The 26,266-nt window shown below is 42.5% G+C and carries 30 protein-coding genes; 28 read left to right on the forward strand and 2 right to left on the reverse strand.

Annotated features, from left to right (window positions below; all coding sequences use genetic code 11):
• Positions 1 to 46 precede the first annotated feature (46 nt).
• A complete protein-coding gene (locus tag IGI92_RS08160) occupies positions 47 to 445 on the reverse strand; it encodes a DUF1622 domain-containing protein (protein WP_005235970.1) in 399 nt (132 codons plus the stop codon).
• Positions 446 to 571: 126 nt separating this feature from the next.
• Between IGI92_RS08160 and IGI92_RS08165 the strand changes: the two genes are divergently transcribed.
• From IGI92_RS08165 to IGI92_RS08280, 24 genes are all read left to right on the forward strand, one after another.
• Entirely contained in the window at positions 572 to 1,147 is a 576-nt protein-coding gene (locus IGI92_RS08165; RefSeq protein ID WP_005235969.1) for a hypothetical protein, read from the forward strand.
• Between the two features lie 376 nt (positions 1,148 to 1,523).
• Positions 1,524 to 2,576, forward strand: a complete 1,053-nt coding sequence (gene trpX / locus IGI92_RS08170) for a tryptophan ABC transporter substrate-binding protein (protein WP_010748363.1) — start codon at positions 1,524 to 1,526, stop codon at positions 2,574 to 2,576.
• Between the two features lie 78 nt (positions 2,577 to 2,654).
• Entirely contained in the window at positions 2,655 to 3,539 is an 885-nt protein-coding gene (locus IGI92_RS08175) for an ABC transporter permease (protein WP_430608453.1), read from the forward strand.
• Positions 3,539 to 4,297 carry an ABC transporter ATP-binding protein gene (locus tag IGI92_RS08180; protein ID WP_008379891.1) on the forward strand — a complete coding sequence of 253 codons (759 nt, stop codon included), beginning with the start codon at positions 3,539 to 3,541 and terminating at the stop codon, positions 4,295 to 4,297. Before IGI92_RS08175 ends, IGI92_RS08180 begins: the two co-directional genes overlap by 1 nt.
• 414 nt (positions 4,298 to 4,711) lie before the next feature.
• Positions 4,712 to 5,581 carry a shikimate dehydrogenase gene (locus IGI92_RS08185; RefSeq protein ID WP_430608454.1) on the forward strand — a complete coding sequence of 290 codons (870 nt, stop codon included), beginning with the start codon at positions 4,712 to 4,714 and terminating at the stop codon, positions 5,579 to 5,581.
• 38 nt (positions 5,582 to 5,619) lie between these two features.
• On the forward strand, positions 5,620 to 6,645 hold the full coding sequence (gene aroF, locus IGI92_RS08190; protein ID WP_005226100.1) for a 3-deoxy-7-phosphoheptulonate synthase: 1,026 nt from the start codon (positions 5,620 to 5,622) through the stop codon (positions 6,643 to 6,645).
• A 36-nt stretch (positions 6,646 to 6,681) separates the two neighbouring features.
• Positions 6,682 to 7,737 (forward strand): 3-dehydroquinate synthase, encoded by a 1,056-nt coding sequence (aroB, locus tag IGI92_RS08195; RefSeq protein ID WP_430608456.1) that lies wholly within the window; start codon positions 6,682 to 6,684, stop codon positions 7,735 to 7,737.
• A gap of 19 nt (positions 7,738 to 7,756) precedes the next feature.
• On the forward strand, positions 7,757 to 8,923 hold the full coding sequence (gene aroC / locus IGI92_RS08200) for a chorismate synthase (RefSeq protein ID WP_430608458.1): 1,167 nt from the start codon (positions 7,757 to 7,759) through the stop codon (positions 8,921 to 8,923).
• Positions 8,924 to 8,968: 45 nt separating this feature from the next.
• Positions 8,969 to 10,051 (forward strand): prephenate dehydrogenase, encoded by a 1,083-nt coding sequence (locus tag IGI92_RS08205; protein ID WP_430608459.1) that lies wholly within the window; start codon positions 8,969 to 8,971, stop codon positions 10,049 to 10,051.
• Between the two features lie 9 nt (positions 10,052 to 10,060).
• On the forward strand, positions 10,061 to 11,350 hold the full coding sequence (aroA, locus tag IGI92_RS08210) for a 3-phosphoshikimate 1-carboxyvinyltransferase (protein ID WP_430608461.1): 1,290 nt from the start codon (positions 10,061 to 10,063) through the stop codon (positions 11,348 to 11,350).
• Positions 11,347 to 11,853, forward strand: coding sequence for a shikimate kinase (locus IGI92_RS08215; RefSeq protein ID WP_008379901.1), 507 nt, complete (start codon positions 11,347 to 11,349; stop codon positions 11,851 to 11,853). Before aroA ends, IGI92_RS08215 begins: the two co-directional genes overlap by 4 nt.
• Position 11,854: 1 nt before the next feature.
• Positions 11,855 to 12,736: a prephenate dehydratase gene (pheA, locus tag IGI92_RS08220; RefSeq protein WP_430608462.1), complete on the forward strand. Its 882-nt coding sequence runs from the start codon at positions 11,855 to 11,857 to the stop codon at positions 12,734 to 12,736.
• Positions 12,711 to 13,181 (forward strand): GNAT family N-acetyltransferase, encoded by a 471-nt coding sequence (locus IGI92_RS08225; RefSeq protein ID WP_005235950.1) that lies wholly within the window; start codon positions 12,711 to 12,713, stop codon positions 13,179 to 13,181. Before pheA ends, IGI92_RS08225 begins: the two co-directional genes overlap by 26 nt.
• Positions 13,182 to 13,297: 116 nt before the next feature.
• Entirely contained in the window at positions 13,298 to 14,572 is a 1,275-nt protein-coding gene (locus IGI92_RS08230; protein WP_430608463.1) for an LCP family protein, read from the forward strand.
• 93 nt (positions 14,573 to 14,665) lie between these two features.
• The gene (locus IGI92_RS08235; protein WP_005235946.1) at positions 14,666 to 15,514 is read left to right on the forward strand and encodes a DegV family protein; all 849 of its coding nucleotides are present in this window, start codon (positions 14,666 to 14,668) and stop codon (positions 15,512 to 15,514) included.
• Between the two features lie 177 nt (positions 15,515 to 15,691).
• Complete coding sequence (locus IGI92_RS08240) at positions 15,692 to 16,234, forward strand: GNAT family N-acetyltransferase (RefSeq protein ID WP_008379907.1); 543 nt, start codon at positions 15,692 to 15,694, stop codon at positions 16,232 to 16,234.
• Positions 16,227 to 16,484: a TfoX/Sxy family DNA transformation protein gene (locus IGI92_RS08245; protein WP_005235943.1), complete on the forward strand. Its 258-nt coding sequence runs from the start codon at positions 16,227 to 16,229 to the stop codon at positions 16,482 to 16,484. The genes IGI92_RS08240 and IGI92_RS08245 overlap by 8 nt, the downstream gene beginning before the upstream one ends.
• Positions 16,485 to 16,673: 189 nt before the next feature.
• On the forward strand, positions 16,674 to 17,153 hold the full coding sequence (locus tag IGI92_RS08250) for a DUF6530 family protein (RefSeq protein WP_005235941.1): 480 nt from the start codon (positions 16,674 to 16,676) through the stop codon (positions 17,151 to 17,153).
• An 18-nt stretch (positions 17,154 to 17,171) separates the two neighbouring features.
• Positions 17,172 to 19,439 carry an AAA family ATPase gene (locus IGI92_RS08255; RefSeq protein ID WP_061054175.1) on the forward strand — a complete coding sequence of 756 codons (2,268 nt, stop codon included), beginning with the start codon at positions 17,172 to 17,174 and terminating at the stop codon, positions 19,437 to 19,439.
• 137 nt (positions 19,440 to 19,576) lie between these two features.
• The gene (locus tag IGI92_RS08260) at positions 19,577 to 20,215 is read left to right on the forward strand and encodes a hypothetical protein (RefSeq protein ID WP_042890746.1); all 639 of its coding nucleotides are present in this window, start codon (positions 19,577 to 19,579) and stop codon (positions 20,213 to 20,215) included.
• An 87-nt stretch (positions 20,216 to 20,302) separates the two neighbouring features.
• On the forward strand, positions 20,303 to 20,971 hold the full coding sequence (locus IGI92_RS08265; protein WP_008379910.1) for a hypothetical protein: 669 nt from the start codon (positions 20,303 to 20,305) through the stop codon (positions 20,969 to 20,971).
• A gap of 15 nt (positions 20,972 to 20,986) precedes the next feature.
• The gene (locus IGI92_RS08270; protein WP_005235936.1) at positions 20,987 to 21,835 is read left to right on the forward strand and encodes a sce7725 family protein; all 849 of its coding nucleotides are present in this window, start codon (positions 20,987 to 20,989) and stop codon (positions 21,833 to 21,835) included.
• A gap of 120 nt (positions 21,836 to 21,955) precedes the next feature.
• The gene (locus IGI92_RS08275) at positions 21,956 to 22,108 is read left to right on the forward strand and encodes a hypothetical protein (RefSeq protein WP_008379912.1); all 153 of its coding nucleotides are present in this window, start codon (positions 21,956 to 21,958) and stop codon (positions 22,106 to 22,108) included.
• A gap of 1,533 nt (positions 22,109 to 23,641) precedes the next feature.
• Positions 23,642 to 23,989, forward strand: a complete 348-nt coding sequence (locus tag IGI92_RS08280; RefSeq protein WP_301388650.1) for a hypothetical protein — start codon at positions 23,642 to 23,644, stop codon at positions 23,987 to 23,989.
• A 161-nt stretch (positions 23,990 to 24,150) separates the two neighbouring features.
• Here the strand turns inward: IGI92_RS08280 and IGI92_RS08285 are convergent, their stop codons facing one another.
• Positions 24,151 to 24,537 (reverse strand): hypothetical protein, encoded by a 387-nt coding sequence (locus IGI92_RS08285; protein WP_301388649.1) that lies wholly within the window; start codon positions 24,535 to 24,537, stop codon positions 24,151 to 24,153.
• Positions 24,538 to 24,750: 213 nt separating this feature from the next.
• On the opposite strand from IGI92_RS08285, the gene IGI92_RS08290 reads away from it, so the two are divergent.
• The 4 genes from IGI92_RS08290 to IGI92_RS08305 all read left to right on the forward strand — a co-directional run bounded on the left by IGI92_RS08290 (position 24,751) and on the right by IGI92_RS08305 (position 26,173).
• Positions 24,751 to 25,119 (forward strand): hypothetical protein, encoded by a 369-nt coding sequence (locus IGI92_RS08290; protein ID WP_008379938.1) that lies wholly within the window; start codon positions 24,751 to 24,753, stop codon positions 25,117 to 25,119.
• Between the two features lie 41 nt (positions 25,120 to 25,160).
• A complete protein-coding gene (locus IGI92_RS08295; RefSeq protein WP_016611786.1) occupies positions 25,161 to 25,439 on the forward strand; it encodes a hypothetical protein in 279 nt (92 codons plus the stop codon).
• Positions 25,436 to 25,723 (forward strand): hypothetical protein, encoded by a 288-nt coding sequence (locus IGI92_RS08300; protein WP_008379940.1) that lies wholly within the window; start codon positions 25,436 to 25,438, stop codon positions 25,721 to 25,723. Before IGI92_RS08295 ends, IGI92_RS08300 begins: the two co-directional genes overlap by 4 nt.
• Positions 25,724 to 25,819: 96 nt before the next feature.
• The gene (locus IGI92_RS08305) at positions 25,820 to 26,173 is read left to right on the forward strand and encodes a DUF2200 domain-containing protein (RefSeq protein ID WP_008379942.1); all 354 of its coding nucleotides are present in this window, start codon (positions 25,820 to 25,822) and stop codon (positions 26,171 to 26,173) included.
• The last annotated feature ends 93 nt before the right edge of the window (positions 26,174 to 26,266 follow it).

Genomic DNA, 26,266 nt, shown 5'->3' on the forward strand with positions numbered 1-26,266 from the left:
TATTCCTATCTATTATACCGAAGAATCCAAAGAAAAGCCATGGCAGCTAGCTTTCCTTTTTCTTGTTAGGTTGGTGATCGGTGGTTTGCAGTGCACGCTCAATTTCTTTGTTCAAGAAATAAGAGATGACTGTTCGAATAATAACGACTGCAGCTAGACGTACGATGTCTTCGAAAGTAGGGTGGATGATCGTCTCAATAATATCTGCTGCAATCAAGATCTCAAGACCTAATAAGACATAACTCCCTAAATAATTGCGGATAAAATTATTCTCTCTGGCTGCCACCAAACGGTCCTTTTCTGTTAATTCGTAGCGCACGAAATCAATGCCTGCGATCAATACACCCCAAACGATGACGAAAATGGAGAGAAAGTTTAAACAGACAACAATGAAATCGAAGATTGGGTTGGCTCCAGTCATCAAAGAACTAGCTAGATTATGCATAATGACTCCTTTACCGTTTTCTTTTATCTTACCGAATTATCGAAGAAATGTGAAGTTTCTTGACGTTCTAGAAGGGAATTGATAGTATGAATTAATAGTAGGATTTTTAAAAAAGGTGGGCAAATTATGGAACAAGTTAGGAACTTTGTTCATTACACGAAAGAAAAAACAGTGGAAAGCTGGCAAGCTTTGTTAGATGATCTATACCGTGATCAGAAAAAAACGATTTTCACGCTGATCGGAGGCATTCTTTTCGCGCTGGTTTTTGCAGGCTTGATCGTTTTTTCTCAAAATCGCATCAACGCCTCTTTAGTGGATCGAATCGCTTTCGACAAGTTACCTTCGGAAAAAGTACAGCCATTACCATATTTGACAGCTGATAAGACGATTCGCGAAACAAGAGCGATTTCTGTGATGTACAGTAAACCAAATGGCCCACAGCTGGATCAAGTGTTTGATCTGATCCAAGCACAGGAAGACGAAATGAATCGAACATTTTTTTATTATCCGATCGTCTATGACGTGGCATTTTTCTCCAATGAATATGACATTGATCCTGATAAAGTGACCTTTGTCTTCTATGAAGAAGGAGTCGAGAAAAATCGCTTTACTTTTGATTCATTTGAGCAGCCAACGACGGAATTCATCCCAGAATTGAATCGTTTACCCATGTGGACGATTCGTTCTTCTGCCAATGATTGATAAAAAAATCTGACAATTTGACAGAAAATTGTTGACGTTTTTTTATCAATAGGCTAAACTGAATTCAATCAAGAAAGAAAACAAGTTGAGAAGGAGGAACAATCATGAAACTATTTATTCCATTGCAAGTGAAATCATGGCAAAACTGGCGTAGATAGTTGTATTGATGGGACCTCATTCCATAGATACAACTTTTTAGAGAACCTTCTAAAGTGCTGTATCTATGCTGGTAGTTGAATTTATCGCCGCATAGGACAAGCTTCTATGCGGCTTTTGCTTACTTGCAATTGCCGTCACATAGGCAGTTGCTTTTTTTGTTCTCAAAAACCGTAAAACGAAAACACGAAAAACGTAAGCAGAAAAAGGAGAATGAAAAATGAAAAACAAGGGATTAATTGCATCGGTTGCCGTTATTTTATTATTTTTAGGAGCGACCTTCGTCTATCAGTTAGGAATGAGAAGTGGAACCAATCAAGCCAGTGAGACTTCGGAACCAGTAGAAAAAGCTGAAAAAACAGTTGGGATTCTGCAATTTGTCAGTCACGAAGCGTTAGATGCGATCACGGAGGGGATCAAAGAAGGCCTTAAAGAATCAGGCTATACCGAAGGGGACAACTTGACGATCGAATTCCAAAACGGCCAAGCGGATCAAAGCAAATTGGCGACGATGAGTCAGCAACTGCTAAATAAAGATGCCGACGTTTTGGTTGGGGTAGCAACACCCGCAGCACAAGCGTTGGCGAATGTCACTCAGGATGTACCAATCGTTTTAGGAGCGGTCACTGATCCAGTTGGGGCAAATCTCGTGGCAGATATGGATCAACCCGGTGGAAATATCACTGGTGTTTCAGATAAAGCACCCGTCGCTGCGCAAATCAAACTAGCAAAAGATTTGCTGCCGGAGGCAAAAACAGTCGGCATTTTGTATTCTTCGACTGAAGACAATTCGAAATACCAAGTGGCAGAAGCAGAAGCTGCTGCCGAAGAAAATGGCTTGACCAGCAAATCGTATGCCGTTCCTTCAAGTAACGAAATTGCTCAAATGGTGCAAGTGATGGCACGAGAAGTCGACTTTATCTATATTCCGTTAGATAACACGATCGCAAACGCAATGCAGACGGTAGTACAAGAAGCCAATAAATCAAAAACGCCCATCATCACGTCTGTTGATACGATGGTGGAACAAGGCGGCTTAGCAACGGTTGGGCAAGATCAATTTACGATTGGGGTCGAAACTGGGAAGATGGTGGCAGCAATTCTTGACGGGACGGCCGAACCTGCGACAACGCCGATCTATACATTCAGCGATGGCGAAACGATCATTAATGAAACACAAGCGCAGTTATTGGGCATCACTATCCCAGAAAACCTCAAAGACGAGGCAAAATTGATTACAACGACACCGGAAAGTGAAGCAAGTGATGAGTAACAATTAGGAACAGCAATCACCTGCGATCACCGAGAGAGTCTTGAAAGAGAAAACTTGTAAGAATATGGAGGAAGAATGATGATTGTTTCAGCAATAGGGCAAGGGCTACTTTGGGGAATCCTGGGATTAGGGATTTTTATGACCTATCGTATTTTGAATTTCCCGGATATGACGACGGAAGGGTCCTTTCCGTTAGGCGGTGCTGTCTGTGTGACAGCGATCACCCATGGGGTGTCGCCCGTCTTAGCGACTTTGTTAGGAGTATTGGCTGGGATGTGTGCGGGCTATGTGACAGGACTTCTTTATACAAAAGGCAAAATTCCCGTGATTTTAGCAGGTATTTTGGTGATGTCTTCATTGAACTCGGTCATGCTGTTTGTGATGCGCTCACCAAACCTCTCTTTATTAAACCAACCGAAAATTCAAGATTTTTTTACTAGAATGAATTTACCGAATTATTATGATACGGTGATTATCGGATTGATCATGGTCTTGTTGATTGGGGGCGTCTTGGTTTACTTTTTCCATACCAACTTGGGTCAAGCTTATATTGCTACCGGGGATAATGAACACATGGCCAAGTCAATGGGGATCAATACGGATCGAATGAAAATCATTGGACTGATCGTCTCCAATGGCGTGATCGCACTCTCAGGCGCATTGATCGCTCAAAACGACGGCTACGCCGACATAAGCAAGGGAATCGGTGTGATCGTTATCGGACTGGCGTCAATCATCATTGGTGAGGTATTATATGGTGAATTGACCTTGCTGGAACGTCTGATCGCTATCGTGATCGGCAGCATTATCTACCAATTATTGATCCTATTTGTGATCAAAGCTGGATTTGATACGACTTACTTGAAGATCTTCTCTGCAATCGTCTTGACGATCTGCCTGTTGATCCCTCAATTTAAACAAGCCTTGCATCTACGCACTGGTTTTGAAACGGAGGATGAATAATGTTAGCCTTAAAAAAAGCCTTTAAAGTTGTCGGCAACGGACCGAATGAGAAAAAAGTGCTCTTGAATAAAATCGATCTTTCTTTAAAACCAGGAGAATTTGTCACGGTCGTCGGAGGAAATGGCGCCGGCAAAAGTACGTTATTCAACTGCATCTCAGGCACCATGCCCTTGACGAGTGGGCAAGTGATGATCGATGATCAAAACGTGACCGCACTTTCGGAAGAAAAACGCGCCCGCTTTTTGGCACGTGTCTTCCAAGACCCGAAAATGGGGACGGCTCCCCGTATGACAGTGGCAGAAAATCTTCTATTAGCACAAAAAAGAGGGGAAAAACGGTCACTAGGTCTTCGACAACTCCAAGGGCAAAGAGAAACGTTCTATGCCCTTTGTAAAGAAATCGGCAATGGGTTGGAAAATCATTTGGATACGCCAACGGGCAGTTTATCTGGTGGTCAACGACAGGCACTAAGTTTATTGATGGCAACGATTCAAACACCAAAACTGTTGTTGCTAGATGAACATACGGCTGCGTTAGACCCAAAGACCTCCAAACAGCTGATGCAAATCACAGCAAAACGCGTGGAAGAACAAAATCTAACTTGTCTCATGATCACCCATCGGATGGAAGATGCATTAAAATACGGAGACCGCCTGATCCTGCTCAGAAAAGGGGAAATCGTCAAGGATCTTTCAGCAGATGAAAAAGCTCGCTTAAGTTTACCAGAACTGTTACTGTTCTTTGAAGACGACTTATAAACCCTTGATAGAACAGTGTTTTCAAAAAAAATAATCAAATAAATGAAAAAAATAAGAAAAAATCATTGACATCTTTCAAAGTTAAACCTATACTTAGGTCAATCTTACATCAGTTTGGAGCGAAGGACTATGCAAAAATTATTGCTAACGAACCCCACACAACTGAATAAATATTACTTTAGCTATTTTAGATAGGTTTGTATTCATGAAGGCATGGGTACAAACGCTAAGTTTGTATCTATGATGGCTAGAGCATTTCGTAATGAATTCGCAGCCACGTAGATCGTAAAATCTATAGTGGCTATTTTTTATATTCACATATCTAGCTTTGCCGATATGTAATGTTTGAAGGTGTCCACTGTAGATTCTTATATCTACGGTGGACATCTTTTTTTGTTGAAAGGAATGAACCAGATGAAACAAATGATAACCGGTCACACACGGTTGGCGGCACTATTTGCCAAACCAGCCAAACACAGCATCTCTCCAGCGATGCACAATCTTTCTTTTGAAGAACAAGGGATCGACGCCGTGTATCTGGCCTTTGATGTTGAGCCGGATGATTTAGCCGCTAGTATCCAAAGCATCCGTCAGTTGGATCTCTTAGGTGTCAATCTATCAATGCCCCATAAAATGGCAGCAGTACCGTTGATGGATGAATGCTCACCAGCAGCCGAGCTGATCGGCGCAATCAATACAATCGTCAATCGAGAGGGGCGATTGATTGGGCACAATACAGATGGTATCGGCTTTATGCGCGCACTTGAAGACATTCAAGTGTCGATCATTGGAAAAACGATGACTGTGATCGGTGCAGGTGGAGCAGCGACAGCAATCATTAGTCAAGCTGCACTAGATGGTGTCAAAACGATCCGTGTCTTTAACCGCAAGGATGAGTTTTATCCAATCATTCAGGAAAAATTGACACAGATCGCAGAAAAGACCGCCTCTGAGATCACATTAACGGATTTAGAAGATCAGACGGCTCTAAAAACAGCCATCGATCAAAGCAGTCTTTTAGTTAATGCTACTGGCGTGGGGATGAAGCCGAATGATACGGTAAGTCCTCTAAAAGACAAAACACTCTTGCGGGAATCATTAGCTGTCTATGATGTCATCTATAATCCAAGAGAAACGCAGCTTTTGAAAGATGCGAAAGCAGTCGGTGCCAAAACTGCAAACGGCTTAAGCATGTTGCTGTATCAAGGTGCAGCTGCATTTAAACTTTGGACAGGCCAAGAAATGCCTGTTGAAAAAGTAAAAGCACTTATTGAATCCATGTAAAAAAAAAAAATTAGAAAAAACGAAAGTAGGAAGAAAAAATGATCGTAATTATGAAACCAGGCGCTACGCCAGAACAAGTTGAAGTTGTTGTAACTAGAATCAAAAAAGAAGGCTTAGATGTTCAAGTCAACCAAGGAAAAGAACAGGTCGTTATCGGGTTAAAAGGGGATACACGCCGCATCCAAGATGTTGCTTTTCGCAGCTACGAAGGTGTCGAAGATGCCATTCGGATCTCAAATACTTACAAATTGACCTCTCGTGAGTTCCATCCGCAAGATACGGTTGTGGATGTAGATGGTGTGAAAATCGGTGACGGCAACTTTGTTACGATGGCTGGTCCATGTTCGATTGAAGGCTTAGACCAAATTCGTGAATGTGCTCGAATCGCCAAAGCTGGTGGTGCACAAATCTTACGTGGTGGTGCCTTCAAACCCCGCACGTCGCCTTACGCATTCCAAGGGCTTGAAGAAGAAGGGCTAAAATACATTCGCCAAGCTGCTGATGAAACTGGCATGAAAGTCATCACAGAAGTCATGGACGAAGGACATATCGATATGGTGGCGGAATACAGTGATATTTTGCAGATTGGTGCTCGGAACATGCAAAACTTCAAATTGCTAGCTGCCGTTGGAAAAACTGGGAAACCAATTGGCCTTAAACGAGGCATCTCAGGCACGATCGACGAATGGTTGAATGCAGCGGAATACATCGCTGTTCAAGATAAAAGTGAAGTGATTTTCATTGAACGTGGGATCCGAACTTACGAAACAGCAACCCGTAATACCTTTGATCTAAGTGCAGTACCAATCATCAAAAAACTGAGCCACTTCCCAATCATCGTCGATCCTAGTCATGGAACAGGTATCTGGGATCTCGTACCACCAATGGCAAGAGCGGGTGTTGCTGCCGGCGCCGATGGGATGATCGTAGAGATCCATCCAGATCCAGCCAATGCTTGGTCTGATGGTCCTCAATCACTTAACGAAAAAACGTACATGAACATGATGAAAGAAGTCCATATCATGGAAAAAGCGATGAAAGAAATCAAAGCGTTGCAAGACTAAGCGTGAAGACAACCAATAAAAGAGGTGCAAAAATCAATGTTACACATTCACTTAGAAGACCATTCCTATGATATCCTCATTAAACGAGGGGCGTTTCAAAAAGTCGGAACCTGGGTACAACAGTTGTGGGACAAACAGCGCATTGCCGTCATTACAGACAGCAATGTCGCACCCCTGTATGGCGGACAAATCGTTGATTCCATAACCGCTGCCGGGTTTGAAGCGACACTGTTAATCGTACCAGCCGGCGAAAAAAGCAAATCACTAGAGCAAGCAGCTAGTTTATATGATGGTCTTGCCCAATTCGGAATGACCAGAAGCGATGGAATCATTGCCCTTGGTGGCGGTGTGATCGGTGATCTCGGAGGATTTGTTGCTTCTACGTATATGCGCGGCATTGATTTCTTGCAGATTCCGACGACGTTATTGGCACAGGTCGATTCAAGTATCGGCGGGAAAACAGCTGTAAATACTGGCAGTGCCAAAAATCTCGTTGGCACGTTTGCCCAACCAGCTGGTGTGATGATCGATCCAGATTTACTTGAAAGTTTGCCGCTTAAACGCGTCCAAGAAGGCATTGCTGAAATCATCAAGTCAGCCGCTATTGCAGATCCTGAACTTTGGCAAACGTTAGCAGGTTTGAAAGATGAAGCCGATTTGTTGGCTCACGCTGAAAATGTGATCACAGCTTCTTTAAAGGTTAAACAAAAAGTAGTGGAAGAAGACCCCTTTGATCATGGTAGTCGTCTGACACTGAACTTCGGTCATACGATCGGTCATGGCTTAGAAAGAACGGCTGCTTTTGAGACTAGTCACGGAGAAGGCGTTGCGATGGGGATGATTATGATCACCCGACATGCAGAAGCCACCGGATTAACACCAAAAGGTACGACCCAGCAGCTTACAGAAATGGTTGAGAAGTTTCACTTGCCGATTACACCAAGGGAAATAGATAAAGAGCAATTATACCAAGCAATCACTCATGATAAAAAAGCCCGCGGGCAACAATTGAAGATTATTCTATTAGAAGCGATCGGACAGGCGAAAATCGTGACGATCCCGACTGAAAAAATCAAAGACTACCTAGTATAAGAAAGGAAGGTAACGGATCATGCGTTATATTACAGCAGGCGAATCACATGGACCAGAGTTGACCGCCATTATCGAAGGGTTACCGGCAGGATTGCCATTAACAGCAGAAGACATCAATTTTGAATTAGCGAGACGACAAACCGGCTATGGCCGTGGGGGGCGGATGTTGATTGAAAAAGACCAAGTCCGTATCACTTCCGGTATCCGTCATGGAAAAACATTAGGCTCTCCTGTGACTTTAGTGGTCGAGAACAAAGATTGGAAAAATTGGACCAAGGTCATGGCAATCGAAGAGGTACCAGATAAAGACCGCAAACTACGACGAGTGGCACGACCAAGACCTGGCCATGCTGACTTGGTCGGCGGCATGAAATACCACCATCAAGATCTACGAAACGTCCTGGAACGTTCATCTGCCCGGGAAACGACTATGCGGGTAGCCATCGGCGCAATCGCGAAGAAAATTTTGAAGGAGCTTGGCATCGATGTGGCAGGTCATGTAACGATGTTAGGCGGCATCAAAGCAGAAATTCCAGAAGGCTTGACCGTCAAAGAAATCGCACAACGCTCTGAAGCCTCGGAAGTAAGAGTCTTAGATCCATCTGTCGAAGAAGAAATCAAGCAGTTGATCGATCAAACGAAGAAAAATGGTGATACGATCGGCGGCGTAGTGGAAGTGCTTGTTGGCGGCGTTCCTGCTGGTCTTGGCAGTTACGTGCAATGGGACAAAAAACTTGATGCAAAGATTGCCCAAGCCGTGGTCAGTATCAACGCCTTTAAAGGGGCTGAGTTTGGTGTTGGCTTTGAGGCAGGTGTTTTACCGGGTTCAAAAGTCATGGATGAGATTTTATGGGACGAACAACGGGGCTACACCCGTCGCAGCAACAACCTAGGTGGTTTTGAAGGCGGCATGACGAACGGGGAACCAATTGTGGTTCGCGGGGTTATGAAGCCGATCCCGACCTTGTACAAGCCGTTGCAAAGTGTTGATATCGACAGCAAAGAACCGTATAAAGCAAGCGTCGAACGCTCAGATAGCACCGCTGTACCAGCAGCTAGTGTTGTTTGTGAGAGTGTGGTGGCAACAGTGGTGGCCAATGAACTATTAGAAAAGTTTCCAAGTGATTCTTTCGAAGAATTGACCGCATCTGTTCAGGCGTATCGAGAATACTTGTTAACCTACTGATTAAAGAAATAGCAAAAAATTCCAGTAGAAATGAGGATTCTTTTCATGAGCCAAAATATCTTCGTCGCCGGTCTAGGATTGATCGGCGCTTCCTTAGCAACATGTATCAAAAAGGCACACCCGCAAGCATATTTGATGGGGTGGGATTGTCAGGAAACCAATGAGATCGCATTGGCAACAAGTTTAGTAGACGAAGTGCCCCCTTCATTTTCTGAAGGTGCTGTCCGTGCCGACGTGATTTTGTTGGCATTGCCGGTAGAGATCACCAAAAACTATCTTGCCGAACTGGGGGCACTTTCATTAAAGCCTTCGGTCCTGGTAACAGACACCGGCAGTACCAAAGCGGAAATCACGCAATTTGCCGAGTCCTTTTCCTTTGATTTTATTGGGGGCCATCCGATGGCTGGCTCTCATAAATCAGGGATCACAGCAGCCGATGAGAACCTTTTCGAGAATGCTTACTATATCTTCACACCAACGAAAAGTCAGCGGGTGGAAGAACTACAAGAGCTTTTTCGCGGCACTAGAGCCAAATATGTGGCACTTGCTCCCCAAGAGCATGATCAAATCACAGGTATGTTGAGCCATCTGCCCCATATTATTGCTTCGGGATTAGTCAATCAGGCAGATGCCTTCAACCACGAACATCCTAGAGCGCAGCAACTTGCAGCAGGCGGTTTTCGCGATATCACTCGCATTGCTTCTTCAGATCCTCGTATGTGGACCGATATCTTATTGAGTAATCGACAGGAGCTGCTGCAGTTGATCGATGAGTGGCAAAAACAAATGACGACCATGGCTCACTGGTTGCAGAAAAAAGACGAAAGGGCGATCTTTCGATTTTTTGAATCCGCGAAGGAAACACGGGATCAATTGCCGGGTCATCAAAATGGGGCGATCCCAGCATTCTATGATCTATTCATCGATGTACCGGATCATCCCGGCGTTGTCGCTGAAGTGACGGGGCTATTGAGCGAACATCAGCTCTCTTTGATCAACTTGAAAATTCTTGAAACTCGAGAAGATATTATTGGTGTTTTACAGATTTCATTCAAAACGCAAAATGATTTGCTGCAAGCAGAGCAGCTGATTCAAAAAAAGACGACCTATTCATGTCGAAAAAAATAGGAGGCCGTTATGAAACTAAAAAAAGCAACACATCTAAAAGGGACGATAGCAGTCCCTGCTGACAAATCAATCTCGCATCGTAGTATCATGTTTGGGGCGTTAGCCGAAGGGACAACGATTGTCCGTAATTTCTTGCGTGGAGAAGACTGCTATAGCACCCTTCATGCATTTCAATCATTAGGCGTTCCAATCCATGATGACGGTCAGACGATCACGATTGAAGGACAGGGCTTTAATGGCCTTAAGCCTGCCCAAGACCCAATTGATATCGGCAATTCTGGTACAACGATTCGCTTAATGATGGGGATTTTGGCTGGACAGCCATTTACAACCACCTTATTCGGCGATAACTCTTTGAATAAACGTCCGATGAACCGAGTGATGCTGCCATTAAGAGAAATGGGTGCCAATGTGAGAGGGCATGAGCAGACGGAGTTCCCACCGATCACCGTTAGTGGTACTGCTTCTTTACAGCCCATCAATTATCAGATGTCCGTAGCAAGTGCCCAAGTAAAATCGGCGCTGATTTTTGCGGCATTGCAAGCACAAGGTACCTCGACGATTATTGAAAAAGAGGCGAGCCGTAACCATACTGAAGAAATGATCCGTCAATTCGGTGGCGTCATCACAACACAAGGCAAAACGATCACTGTGACGGGACCTCAAACACTCCAAGGACAAGAAGTAATTGTTCCTGGTGATATTTCCTCCGCTGCTTTTTTCCTAACAGCCGGCGCGATTATGCCAGAAAGTGAGATCGTTTTAAAAAATGTCGGGATCAACCCCACTCGTACAGGAATTCTTGACGTGCTAGAGGAGATGGGTGCTTCGATTGCTTGTTCCAATCAAGACGATCAGAATCAATCAGCTGACCTTACCGTTCGAAGTTCTACCTTGCAGGCAGTAACCATCGCTGGCGATATTATCCCACGCTTGATCGATGAATTGCCGATCATTGCGTTGTTAGCCACGCAGGCTCATGGCAAAACGGTGATCAAAGATGCGGAAGAACTGAAAGTAAAAGAAACCAACCGAATTGATGCAACTGCCGAAGAGTTGACAAAACTTGGGGCGGACATCACTCCCACCGAGGACGGGTTGATCATCAACGGTCCAACCCCTTTGCATGGCGGACGTGTGTCAAGTCGGGGGGACCATCGCATCGGCATGATGCTGCAAATTGCCGCCTTATTGACAGATGAAGAGGTAGAATTAGAAAAAGCCGAAGCCGTAGCAGTTTCTTATCCTGATTTTTTTGAGGATGTCGCACGTTTGGCTAAAGGAGGAAACAGCGAGTGAAAAAAGTGATATTAATTGGATTTATGGGTGCTGGAAAAACCACGATTGGTCGTCTTTTGGCTGAAGAAACGAAACAGTCTCATGTGGATTTTGATGACTTGATCGTTGCTGAGATCGGCATGACCATTCAAGAATTTTTCGACCAACACGGTGAGGAAGCCTTTCGCAAAATCGAAACGGATATTTTAGCTAAAACTTTGGCAAAGGAACAAATTATTTCCACTGGTGGGGGCATCGTATTAAAAGAAGAAAATCGTCAACTTTTAAAAGAGATGCCGCTCGTCGTGTATTTAAAAACAGATCCCGAGGAGCTGATTCATCGCTTAAAGGCGGATAATGGCAGCATTCGTCCCTTAGTCGTCTCAAAATCACCAGAAGAAATATTGGCTGTTTACCGTCCTCGGATCCCTCTTTATGAAGAAACTGCTTCATTAATCGTTGAAACGACGAACAAAGCACCAGAAGAAATCGTACAGGAAATTTTGATCAAAGCGGGTGCATAAAATGAAGATTGGTTATTTAGGACCGAAAAGTTCCTTTACGCATTTAGCTGCGCAAGAAGCTTATCCGGAAAATACCTGTATCCCCTATGGATCGATTCCGCTTTGTATTCAAGCGCTAGCTAACGGCGTGATCGATCGCGCGGTCGTTCCGAACGAGAACTCATTAGAAGGGTCTGTTCATGCCACGATTGATACGCTCTTTCGTCAAAATCAGTTGAGCATCGAACAGGAAGTTATTTTACCGATCAATCATCAATTGTTAGTTTCTCAGCAAACATCAAAAGACAACCGTCCCATCACTAAGATAATTTCTCATCCGCAAGCCTTAGCGCAATGTGCCGACTTCATCGAAGCCCGATTTGCTGGAGCTACTGTTGAGGCGGTTGCTTCCACAACGACTGCAGCAGCCTACGTAGCAAAACATCCAGAAGAAGCAGTTGCGGCGATTGCTTCCAAAGAAGCGGCATTGGCCTATCAATTAACGATCAAAGAAACCAATATTCAAGATGTTGCCTTTAATCAAACCCGTTTTTGGGTTTTGACGAAGAAAGTAGCAAACACCCAGTTACCAGAGCAGTCTGCTGAGAAAGCAACGATTTTTGTGACGCTGCCAGCAAACCGACCGGGGATCTTGCACAAAATCTTAGCAACCTTTGGCTGGCGAGAAATTGATTTAAGCAAAATTGAATCGCGGCCTTCAAAAACCACCTTAGGGGAATACTTTTTCGTGATCGATCTGGTGATGGACAAGCCGTGGCAACTGATTGTAAATGCCTTTGAAGAAATTCAGTTGTTGGGTGGTCAAGTCCATCTTCTCGGCGTGTATTCCGTAAATGTTGTTGAGGAAGTGACCAAGAATGACTCAAGTCAAAATAAAATTTAGCCAAGATGAAACCCTATTAGCAACGTTTCATAAAGAGATCCAAACACAGCACCATCAATGGTACCCAACGATTTTTAAGCCCTTTGATCAGTCAAGATTTGAACAAGCAATCACACAGCAGCTGCAAGAGCCAAGCCACCACTTTTTTATCGCTTGGTTGGCGGACCAGCCTTGTGGCTTTGTGCATCTTCAAGAGGTCTGTTTGCCACAAAATGCGATGATGCATGAACGAAAGTGGCTGGAAATTGCAGCGATCGCTGTTGACCCTCGGTACCAAGGGATGCATATTGGAAAACAATTGTTGGCATTTGCTGAAAATGTTGCGCTGGAAAAAGGCTTCGATGATCTCTCACTAAACTTTTGGTCGGCAAACCAAGTGAAATCATTTTATGAGCAAGCAGGATTTGTGAGCATACGACAAGGCGCATCAAAGCATCTAAGGTAAAATATGAAGAAATTTCCTAGAAAAAGGTTAAAATTTCAGAAAATAGCTTTCTTTCTATAAGGTCTAGGGTATCCTTATAGACAGAGAGCTATTTTTTAGTTGGAGGATCAGAAGCAATGAGCAGGATGGAAAAAAATAAAAAACTGCATGAACGGCTAGAAAAGGAATCCAGTCAGGCAGCCAAAGAAAGTATCTTTGCCCGTCGAGAAGCCAAAAGAAGAAACCAGCGCGTCAGACCGAGTGATTCTACTTTTTCTGCTGATGAGCGAGTAGGAGACATTCCTTATCAAAACACCGATCATCCTAGGGCAAGCGACTCTCGTGCGGCTCAAAGTTCTCGAGAACAGTCACAAGTAGGAGCAATAAAATCTGAGGGACGAAAAAGCGCGATCCCTCCGCTATCTGCTCAGAAGCCTGCGATGCATCAAAGCCAGGAACAAAGCAAACAAAAACCGCCAAAGCTTAAGAAGACCAAGCAACTCAAACAAAAGAAAAAGCGGAAGCACCCAGTTCTGCGTATTGTGGTTCGGGTACTATTGGTGCTTTTTGCCTATTCATTGATTGCGTTTCTTGTCGGTCAGCAAGTCGCAAGAAGTGACGCTGCTTTTGCTACGACTGATGAAGAGACCTTTAATGGTACGGCCGCTGCAAATGGTGCTCGGAATATATTGCTCATTGGTAGTGATAGTCGTGAAGGAGAAGCTGGACGAGCAGACACTATTATGGTTTTGCAATTAGATGGTCCCAGTAAGCAACCGAAGCTACTTTCCTTTATGCGGGATACTTTAGTTACGATTCCCGGTTATGGCGAAAACAAGATCAATGCGGCTTATGCCTTTGGTGGTGCTGATTTGGTTAGACAAACGTTAGCGGAGAACTTCGGGCTAGAAACCAACTATTATGCAAAAGTTGACTTTCGTTCCTTTGAAAAAGTGATCGACACATTGTTTCCCTCAGGCGTTGCTATCAACGCGGAAAAAGATATGAGTAAAAATCTTGAAGTTGCCATCAAGCAAGGGCAACAACAAATGAATGGGCTTGAGCTGTTGCAATACGCACGCTTTCGGATGGACGAAGAAGGTGACTTCGGTCGTGTAAGACGACAGCAGCAAGTAATGGATGCGATCTTTAGCGAAATGAAAAATCCTTTAGCTATTTTAAAATTGCCTTATGCAGCTGGAAAAGTCTTAGGCTATGCTTCCACCAACCTGCCAATGTCTTTCCTATTAAAAAATACCTTCTCGATTGCTCGAGGGGCGGGAGGAGTCGACAGCTTAACTGTCCCAGTCGCTGACTCTTGGCAATACGGTTCAAGTGCGAGTGCCGGAAGTGTGTTAGTCGTCAATCTTGAAACCAATCAACAAGCGATCAGGAATTTTCTTAATGAGTAAGCAGAATGAAAAGTTCTGAAAACCATTTGAAAGTAAGTAAATTTATGCTATATTATTAATGACGTTTGAAATTTGTTGAAACGAGGAAAAAGAATGAAATTAGCCGTTGTTACTGACAGTACAGCTTATCTGCCGGAACGGATCAAAAACCATGAAGATTTGTTTATCATACCGATCCCTGTTATTTTAGATGGAAAAGTCTACAATGAGGGCATCGACATTGAAGCTGATGAGTATTACGCTTTGTTGAAAAACAGCAAAGAATTCCCAACCACTTCTCAACCGGTATTAGGAGAAGTGTTAGCCTTATATGAGTCATTGAAAGATCGCGGTTACGACACGATCATTAGTATCCACTTATCAAGCGGTATCTCTGGATTTATCGGAACGCTTTATGGAATTACCGATGAAATCGAAGGCGTTCAAATCATTCCTTACGATTCGAAAATCACAAGTATGCCGATGGGGCACATGGTAGAAACCGCTCTTGATCTGTCAAGTCAAGGCAAAACCGTAGAAGAGATCATTTCCCATCTGGACACTATCAGAGACAATACCTATGCCTATTTGATCGTTGACGACTTGAATAACTTGGTTCGTGGCGGTCGCTTAACCAATGGAGCAGCCTTGATTGGCGGATTATTAAAAATCAAACCGATTTTGACCTTTGATCAAGGAAAAATTGTGCTTTACGAGCGCATTCGTTCCAGCAAAAAAGCATTCAATCGCGCGGAAGATATCATTGGTCAACGGGAGCAAGAAATCGCATTGCCTGTTAAATTTTATGTAATCCACGCCAATAATTTAGAAGTAGCGAAAGAAGAAAAAGCGAAGCTACAAGCGAAATATCCAAATGCAGAAATTGAGATTGGTCACTTCGGACCAGTTATCGGCACGCATTTAGGGGAAAAAGCCATTGGCATCGCTATTTCAGCGCAATAATTTTTATTTTTTCTATGTTTATTCACGCCATTATCTCCTCAAGACAATGTATGTAAGAATCAGTTAGACGTTCGTCTAGCTGGTTCTTTTTTCTGCTTTTTTGAGATTCGCTTGTAAAAAATCACACAAACTCGTACAATAGGATCAAAATGAAGGACTGGCAAAGGAGGAATTGCTATGAAGTGTTCCTTAAGAAGGTGGCAAATGAGCGATGCGCAAGATTTAGCCCATGCGTTAAATAATCAATCCATCCACGATTATTTACGGGAGGGGTTGCCATTCCCGTATACGGTCGCAGATGCACAAGCCTATATTCGATCTGTGGAAGAAGCAGAATTTGCCTTTGCAATCACTGTGGATGACCGAGCAGTCGGCAGTATCCGTGCTGTTCGCAAAGAAAATATCCATTATAGAACGGCTGAGATTGGCTACTCTATTGCACAAGAGTACTGGGGAAAAGGTTTGATGACACAAGCCGTTCAACAACTATGTGACTATATATTTACTACTTCAACTATCGTTCGTATTTCTGCTGAATCTTTTGCGAAGAATCATTCCTCTTGTCGTGTGTTGGAAAAGGCAGGTTTTACATTAGAAGGCGTTTTGCGAAAGCATGCGGAGAAAAACCATCAGCTGTTAGATATGAAACTCTATGCGTTGATTCGTCAAGAGGAAGACGGGCAGGATGACAACAATCAAAAAGGAGAAACCTATGAATGAACTGCAAAAGTTACCAAATGTAGGCCAAGTTTTAGCGGATCACCTGGTTCGTATCGGCATCAGTACCCCTGAACAATTGCGCACAAAAACGGCCGAAGCCATTTTTGTGACGATCCGCCAACAATGTGATGCGGGCGCTTGCCTCCATATGCTCTATGGTATTGAAGGGGCGATCCAAGGCATTCCCAAAGCCCAACTTGCAAGTCAGAGAAAGCAAGAATTGCGCCTTTTTTTCAATCAATTGAGCTAGTGAAGTAATGCGTCTTAAAAAAGCACTTTTTAAGAGCGTTTGTTTTTAGATACTTCTTATCAAGTGCTTTTTCTATAGACATCTGTCCCTAGCTACTAGAAAAGACCTTTTGCTTGTCCCAAACTAGCTTCCTCATTATACTTACTCTATCTAGTAAATTAGTAATTTACTAAACAAGGAGTGAGAACAATGAAAATACCAGAAAACTTGAAACATAAGCCCGTCATTAAAGTGGAAGACTATGATACTGTTGACGGAAAAAATGCGTTACATACGGATGCAAAAGGCCTTTCCCTCGGATTGGCACAATGGAACGACCGGGGAAAAGTCGATATCTCAGGCAAGGTTTGGCGCCACACAGGTGAAAAATGGTCTCGTCAGTCAGAAGAACTACCGCTCACTAGAATCTTAGATCTAGCAATCTTAGTGGCGCAATCCAGTTTGTATTTTCAAGAGGCTTATCGCCATGAAAAGTTTTACGATCCTGAAAATCCGTTGATCGAGATTATTGGCTTACAAGGAAATCGTATGACCGTTGAAGTAGACACCGAAAATCCTAAGATCGATGAAGACATTCTACTTTTTTATGATTCCTTGCAAAAAGATGGCGAACTTTATGGTGAACGCTTCAAAATCCTAAAACGGCTTTTGGATGAGCTAGGTTATTAAGAAAAGGAGCAGATTACCATGACACAAATTCAACCGTCTTTTGTCGTAACGAAAGGACGCGCTTTTAGCAAATTAGAACAAACAATGATTTGGAAGAAACCACAAAGTCATCAGACCAGTGCCGAAGAACTGCGAATCGCTTCAGAGATCGCGTTGAACTGGACGGATCCAGAAATGAAGATCTTCAATGTGTTGTTGGAAGGCGATGCTGGTTCCGGCAAGACCCAGTTGGCAAAGGCACTTTCTGCCGACCTGCAACTGCCCTACACCAAAATCACCTGCTTTGCGGATATGGATAAGTCAGATGTGTTTGGTGCTTTATTACCAGTGATCAACACCGACCAAGAAGAGGACAAGGACTTGCTGGATGCGATTTATCAAAGTGATTGTTTTGAAGATGTTTTGGGGTTGATCCAGCGGCATTTTTCCCTGACTCGTGAGCGGGCACGGGCGAAATTTGCAGAACTGATCGAACGAATCGAAACCAGTGATCAACAACCTACGATTCAATACAAATTTTATCCCTCCGAAATCGTACGGGCGCTGGAAAAAGGCTACTTGCTTGAGATTCAAGAGCCAACGGTCATTCGTGATGCTTCGGTACTAGTGGCACTAAACTCGGCCCTTGAACAAAATGGAATGCTGAATATCCCGACTGGCTTCGTCCGACGACACCCTGACTGTGTGGTGATCATCACAACGAATCGGAATTACCAAGGCAACCGCCCCTTGAACGAATCCTTGCGAGACCGGATGCAGCATGCTGAAAAAATGGATTTACCTGAGCTGGCAGTCATGGTGCAGCGAGGCATTGCCAAAACCAATTATCCAGACAAAACGACTGCGGAGAAAATGGCTGAGATCATACGCTTGCTAGACGTGACCGCCAAAGCCAATGCCATCAAAGGGGTGGCGGGCATGCGTTCCTATTTTTATTGGCTAAATGCAGTCAAACAAGGACAAGATCCTTTTACTGCAATTGATAGCAAAGTGCTATACAAAATCACCACCGATCCAAATGAGCTTTCTCTGTTACAACAGGCACTAGAAGCTTCAGGGTTATTGGCGCAACTGCGACTTTTGTTTTCTGGACAACCACTAAATGCTTTTAAACAACAAATCAAAGGGCGTCGAATCAGCAGCGAAGAGGCGGACCAGCGCAATGTAGTGGAAGAAGGTACGCCCGTCCTAAAAAATGAACAAGTCCTTGAGACGCCCAATCAAGAAACTGAGGCGGAAACGATGGAAACCAGTGATTCTGACAAACAAGAAGCGAAAAGCGCAGCAACTGAGGCGACGTTTTCAGAAGAACTGGAACGCAATAGTCATGATGGCCAAGCAAAAGCTGGGAGTGAGGCACAAGAGGCAGCTCCTGCTGCTCATTCTTTGTCGATCGAAGCGTATGAAACCCAGGAGAAAGAAAAGAAAACCACGGCATCAAAGACAGCACGACAAGCATTGAAAGAATCAATCCATGCCAAAGAAGGGCTGATCGTTCATCGACCACCCGTCGATTTAGAAAAAGCGACTGAAGCCCAACAGCGTTTGCAGCCGTTGCTGCCGATCGTAGAGTCATTGATCAAGCAAACCCAAGAAGTATTGGAAAATGAACAAGCTTCGGCATACAGTAAAGGTAAGTACAGCGGCACACGCTTTGATGCCAGCAAGGTTGCGTATCAAGATTTCCGGACCTTTGACAAGAAGAATCCACCTCATGAACAGCCTTCCTTAGCTCTTGCTTTGCGCATCGATGAATCGGGTTCGATGATTCGAGAAGATCGGATATTGTATGCGCAACAGGCGGTCTTAGCGGTGAATGCTTTTGCCGAACGTTTATCTTTGCCATTGATGATCTATGGCGATACAGCAGACGTGACCGCTCGTGAAAAAACCTCGCTTTTTGCATACAAAGAATTTAATGAAGGCTTTGAATTTGTGCCAGAGAAACTCATGACAATGAAGCCTCGGCAAAATAACCGTGATGGAGCTGTCTTGCGCGTGCTAGCTGAAAAGCTCGCTCATCAGCCGGCAACCACTAAATTACTCTTGAATATCAGTGATGGCCAGCCAAAAGCTCTTCCTGATTATACAGGGGGAAAAGCCAAAGAAGATATTCAGCAGGTGATCGCTGACTATGAACGACAAGGGGTGCTGTTTCTTGCAGCTGCTATTGGGCAAGACAAAGAGGTGATCAAAGCGATTTATGGGGAAGAACGCTTTATTGATCTTTCCAATCTAACAGAATTTCCGCAGCGTTTGTTGCAGCTACTGACAAGGTATCTGTAAACGTCGATAGCTAAAGGGAAAAGAGTGTGGACTGCATGCCGCACTCTTTTTTTGATCATAATTATATTATGTAAACAAGATGATATTTTTCTAAATTTGGATAGTTCTGTAAAATAGACGCCAAAAGGAGAGATATCATGAACAAATGGCGGTACTTCTACTATCCTTGCCAATTCGGCTGGCACGCGGCTCTTCGTAGGCGCAGATTGCTGATGAGTGGTGTATTGGCGATTCTTCTACTGATCATCGCCATCTTTGCAGAGCATTGGCTAGTGTTTTTTCATCAATGGCTACAATATGAAACAAATAGCAGTGAGAATCAGATGGATCTCACATATGCCAGTTGGCTTTTCTTTTTGCAATTGCTGCGCTTCGTACTTAGCATTCTAGCTATAGGCTTGATCGCCACCTTTTTATGGCACTGCAATCACATGTATCGTTTTCATTTGATGGGGGAGGAGCAGCAATCCCTGAGTATTCGGTTGTTGTTAGGACAGTCTCCGTTGGTGGTCACCTTAGAAGAGCTTTTCTTTGTAGGCATTCAAAGCATTGTTATTGGTTTGATAGGGCTTGTCAGCGGTTTGTGGCTTAGTCAAAAAGCACTGCAGGATATTTTTCATTTCTTTCATCTTCCCGCAGGCTTTACTTTTGAATTTCCCTTTAAAGGTCTATTAATCACGCAACTTGGTGTGCTCTTGCTGCTTTTTTTGTTACGATTCCGCGGTACAAAGAGGACGGTTGAAGAGATTCTCGGTAACGGATGCCCGAATGAGTGAGGGGATGATAGGTTGCTTTTATTTCCCTCTTTTAAAATGCGAACATATGTTTTATAATAGGTGAAACAAGATAAAGGTCGTGAATTTGTGAAGACATCCTTAACTTTAGAAATGGAAGAGGCACTTTATTATTATTGTCGTGAAAACAGTGATATTGTGGTAGAAGAGGTAGTCATGCCAGATGATCACGGCATCGTGGATACTTTGAGTTGTCGCTTGACGACTGAAAATACATTTGAATGGCGTTGCTACGAACTCAAAGTTAGTTTGGCAGATTTTCGCTCAAAAGCAAAACTATCCTTTATTGGGAATTATAATTATTTTGTCTTACCCAAGTCATTGTATGAAAAAGTCAAAGATCAGATTGCACCTACAATTGGTGTTTTGGTCTATCATGCATTTCTTGAAAAAGAAACGGGCAGCAAAGGGTATTTCAGTGTCGAAAAGAAACCCCAACGGCAAGAGCTGCAGGTTCCAGAAAATGGCTTATTGTTTCGGTTGATTTCGGCACAAGCGAGAGAAGTCGGCAAAGCAAAACAGACTGCTCGAGGATTGCGGGTATTTTCAACAGAACGTTTGTACCAAGAACTGAAGAAACGCCAGCCTGAGTATGACTTGTTCGGTGGTGGAGTCAATTACTATGATCGATTTATTGAAGATACTCAGCTGCAAGCGATCGAAGCCTTGAAAGAAGAATTGGCCGCTACGAGAGCAGCCTATGAAGCGCTGGAAAAACGTTTTTTATCAGGCGAGTAAGAAGGAGAGAAGAAGATGTACTTCCCGTATATTCGTGGAAAACAATTTGATTTATTGGCGTTGAAAGCACTGTTGGAACAAGATCGCTTGTCAGAAGCGATCCAGCCGATCATTGAACCGGTCAAGCAATCAAAAACGTTTTGGACGACCATTGACCTGTTTCAAAGGAAGCAGCATCCTTTTTATCTTGTTCGCAATCCACAGGCTGGGGCTTTTCTGACTGCAGAGGGGTTAGCAGAGTTGCAAAATGTTGCTACCCCTAAAGCAATGATCGTAGATCGACCCATTGAAACAGTGGAAGAAACGCCTGATCTTTGGATCGTTCATCAAGCGGACCAAGCACTCGCTAGTGATTGGCGGGAAAATACACTGCCGGTGCTGGTAGGCAAAGAGTTTCGTTTGTTAAATAAAATCAACGGACCGAAACTACTGATGGAAGATCCGTTTACCCGTTTACCTAAAAATAGTTTTTATACAGAATGTCCGGACGAAGGGTTTTCAAAAACCCATCATCTTTATCAAAAATTGGGTTATGCTGGGTTTAGTGATTTTTCTGTCGATAGCAAAATTTATTATGAGCACAGTTATCCCTCAAAGCGGTTGGTTTTGCATTGGATCTATCCGACAACTGAGCAAGATTTGCGAATCGTTCACTTATTTTCTGAGGAAGAATTACCAAATCAGAAAGAAAAGTTTTTCGAAGTCATGGAAGCTTTGTTACAGCATGAAGAAGAGTATCCTACACAAACAGCTGGGCTGCAGCTATTAATTGCTGCCTATCAGCAAAGGTCGTTTCCAGGTATGGGCGTTATTCGGAAAGCTGCGGTTATGAATCACTTGGAACTCGTCAGTCGTCTTATTTAGTCTCTATACGTATACGATGGTAAGCTCTAACAAAATACTGCCATTTATTGTACAAAACACCTTGATTGCACCCATTGTTTTCAGGATAGTGATAAAATCAGGGAAAAGGAGTTGGCGCTCGTGGGAACAAAAGATAGAGAATATTATCGAAATGAAGGAAAAGAATTTGAAAAAAATAAGAAAAACCTGCTTATTCGACGTTTAAATCAACTAATCATTGTTTTGGTCGTTTTGATCATTGTCTTTTCGGCGATCCTGTATTACATAGTTTGAAACTTTCCGTAGCTGTCATTGCTTTATTAGCAGCAACAAAAAGAAAATTGTACTTAGATGACTGTGATCCCTTGATTAGGACTCGCTATGGGAATTGGATCCGTTTAGGTGAAAACTGAACGCAACTCAACTTTTCTTGTTTATCGTTGCTGGTTTGCCTGTGATCAAGATTCCCATTAGGCTATTTAGTTAGCACAAATTTGGCTGGGTTATGTACGAATCACTACTGATAAAATCGTGAACAGCGATTCATTAAGCGCTGAGTGATTCATTGAGATTGGCTAGCAGTTGCAAGCAATGTTTGAATTCAAAGATTAAAGGATCAACAAGATCAAATACAGACAAAGTACAGATATAATTTGTCAATTGATTTTCTTGTCAGTCGTAAAATAAACAAAAATCTTAAACTATCGCTTAAATAACCGTTTTTTTGGATTATGCTGCTATTTAGGTTAATTTGAAGGAAATAATCATGAATAAGAGAGAGGAGAGTCGCACAATTACTAGCTAAATACGGTATTCAAAAAATTTTTTATTTTAGTTTACATAATATATATTATACAAAGTTATATTCGAAAAAGAGTTCGTGATATTTTAGACAGTTCAAGTCAATTTTGCATCATTTTACCTCCCTCCGAATGACTTTTATCAGTAAAATGTCACTAATTCACCTAAAATTCAACTAAAGCTAAGAATTTCTTATTTTACAAGTTTCTTCAGATTCTTTTTGGATTTACTGATCAACAGATTTTTCATTGTTAACTGTCTTGTAGCAAGTTACTTGCGGATTCGTCTTTTTTATCTCAGCAAATACAGATTCAAGCTATCAGCCTTGATTCACGAACCAATCGGTTTGATTGCATGCTATAATCATTTTGAAAATCTTTGAGCTTTTACCTAGAACTTTATTCATATAGCCAATCCGTTTCAAAATTCTGACACAAGTGCTTAGACGTTGCAAATGCCAACAAATATCTATTACATGATCCGATAAAAAAGAACCCTAAAATCATGTAGATAACTTAGGGTATTTCGTTATTTAATATAATTGTAATGTTCATAGGTCGCCATAAACGTCCATATTTTGCTAAAAAAGTCTGAATAAAGCGCCGTTGATCATTCCTTGGAATACTAGAACCATGGCAAGTAAAATCAAACCAGCAGCTATCCACAAGCTTATTTTTCCTTTTCGTCGACTGCTGAACGGGTTTTGCTTCAAATTGCCACTCGTCAGGATGAAATACATAATCATGCTGAATGATATGAGCAAAATAATTTCTATCCCTATACCTAACCATAATCGCTGATTGTTTATTATTGTCATTTTATCACCTCAACTCATTTTACCATTAATGAGTTGCAGACTACTGATTTGCCTAGTTTGCAGCTTGTTTTTTCCATTTGTGTAATTAACACCCGATAAAAGCAATTCCATCCGTATAAGCTGACAATTCTAAAAGGAGAATAAAAATGAAAACGAATAAGCAATGAAAGCTAGCCTTTTTACCAAAACTATGGGCGTCACTCCTCTACTTGCTTTTTGTGTTCACAGCCCTTTTCCTCTATTTATCAAAGTACTTGGACATTTCTTTCTTTACTTCGAGGTATGCTGACTTTTATCTTCATATCTCCAATTTTTCGATTAGTTTGATTATTGGCTTACTGGGGTACTTTTGGCTTCTTGTAGGTGCGCCATTTAAAGCCGTCACGCTATTGACCCTGCTTTTGCTCATTGCCAATCTATTGAGTGAGACTGTCTTCGGCTTTATGAACACCCCTGATCGAATCGATTTACTTTTTGGTATTGCAGGAACGCTCATCGCATATTTTACTTTGGCAATGATCAAAAGACACGGTTTAGTCAAGAATCAATCGTTTTGATTTAAACAGTCATGACTTCTCCTTATATGATCCCCTCGTTACTTAGGTCTAACCTATTTTTTGGGGAAAAGAAACACCTTGCTGCAGTTATTTAGCCGAAAAAAAGCACTCCCTTTATTGAGTGCTTTTTTTGCGTTTCCATTGGTGATACTTTCGTATGGCTAGTCACTTGGCAGCCAATACAATGGACTTAGCTGTAGATTTTCCCAATACGGGTTATGAAACCCTATCAAATAGTGCAAAGCTAAATACCCGAAAATCATAAAGCCAAATGACAAAGTCACGATCCGTCCCCACCGTGGTATTTCTTTGATAAATAAACCTAGCATACATATCAATAAGGGAAACGAATAATTAAACAGTAAATCACTTCTAATATTTTGGTTCAGAGGATCCTTCATTATTTTGTCATTTAAGCCCAAACTTATGCCGACGATCACAAACATAAGCGCCAGAATAGTCAATCGTTTGCGATCAAAAAGCCACTGTTCTTTATCTTTCCTACTTGCAAAGTAGATCGTAAGCAGGACCACGATTAATCCAGACATACTATTCTCCTTTTTCGCCAGCTATTTTCCAAATCGTTCATCGTCGCTTCAGGATAAATTATAACAGATATAGTGCAAAAAAACGATACCCACCACTAGCCCCTTGTTTGATGCCCTTTTTAGATGTTTCATAGAAGAATCAGAAATTTAAAAATCTGTTCGCTTTACAAAAGAGAACGTATGTTTGTATTATATAGATAAGAGGTGATTGCTATGGGTATGCTACAACCATATGAAGATCGAAAAAAGCTAAAGTGGCAAGGATTCTTTTTATCTGAGCATACAACTGAAATTGAAGAGGAACCGACACGTAAGTTTGATTGTCCACCTAAGCCGTCACTCACAACGGAAGAAATCAATCAGTGTTTATTTGAAGCCATGAAAAAGAACCTAACTGTGGCGATCCAACGAGAAGAAGTTAATGAAGAAGGCGGCTATCCTCCAGATATTATCGGGAAAATCAGCGGTTATGACCCATTAGGTATTTATTTGACGGGAGAAACAACGGAAAAAATCCATTATGATGAGATTCGTCACGTTGCTTTCTACGAAGAAAGAAAATGGTTTGATCTCAGCGAATAATACAACTGTTTACACTACTTAAACTAAAGGAGGAAGAAATGATGGAAACACAAAAAGGATCTGTCTCAAAAATAAGAATCGTCTCCTTTGCCCCCTCCCCTTTGGTCCGCTTTACACTAGGTACCACCAACTGTTTGATTGCGAAACACAGTTTGAATTTTTTAGGGGATGTTGATGACGGCATGTTTCTAACCGTGGGCGGCTATTGGAATAAGCGCCGTCAATTCGTGGTGCAAAAGTATACGGTGTACGGCAAAACAAAAATCATGTTGGATATCGATGCCTATCGACAAAAAACAGTAAAGGCGGGTTCATTATGAGAGCAAGAGACCTCTTGACAGCACTGACAACGTCGTCGAGTGCAGCAGATTACCAAGGAATTTATTTAATGTACAAAGAAAACTTGATTCCTTTTACGACGATCGCCCAAGATAGCCATAACCAATTGATTTTATTTTTTGAACCAAAAAAACCCGCTCTGACGCTGAAAGAATTATATACACAGCTAATGCTGCATAAGAATTTGGACTTACTCTATTGGGATGGCGAGTCACGTCAAAAAGTTCTAGGGTTTCGTGAACAAGAAGAAAAGATCATTCTTTAGTCCCCTCGCCTATTTTTGACACACAGCAAGTGTCGAAAATCTCGGCAAAACGAAGAAAATAAAGTATACTTTGTGTAAAGACTAAAGGAGTATATCATGAAAAATCAAAAGATCACCCAAATGAGTTTCGCGAAAGTCTATCCCCTATATATTGCCAAAGCAGAGCGGAAAAATCGAACAAAAGAAGAAGTAGATCAGATTATTACCTGGCTGACCGGTTATGACCAAGAAACGCTGCAACAGATGAATGAAGAGCTTTCTTTTGAACGTTTTTTTAGTCAAGCCCCTCAGCTCAATCCCGCACGAAAGCAGATCACTGGTGTCATTTGCGGCATTCGGGTAGAAGAGATCGAAGAGCCAATGGTTCAAGAAATTCGTTATCTAGATAAACTGATCGATGAACTGGCGAAAGGAAAAGCCATGGCAAAAATTTTACGCTCTGCTGAATGAGGCGATTTTTTTCGAGTTGCTATTTAAGAATCAACGCTTTATACTTGAAATACCTTGGCAGGGGCAAATCATTGCTCAAAACACAGTGGGAAA

The organism is Enterococcus sp. DIV2379 (assembly GCF_050542965.1).
Lineage (GTDB): Bacteria > Bacillota > Bacilli > Lactobacillales > Enterococcaceae > Enterococcus_D > Enterococcus_D entomosocium.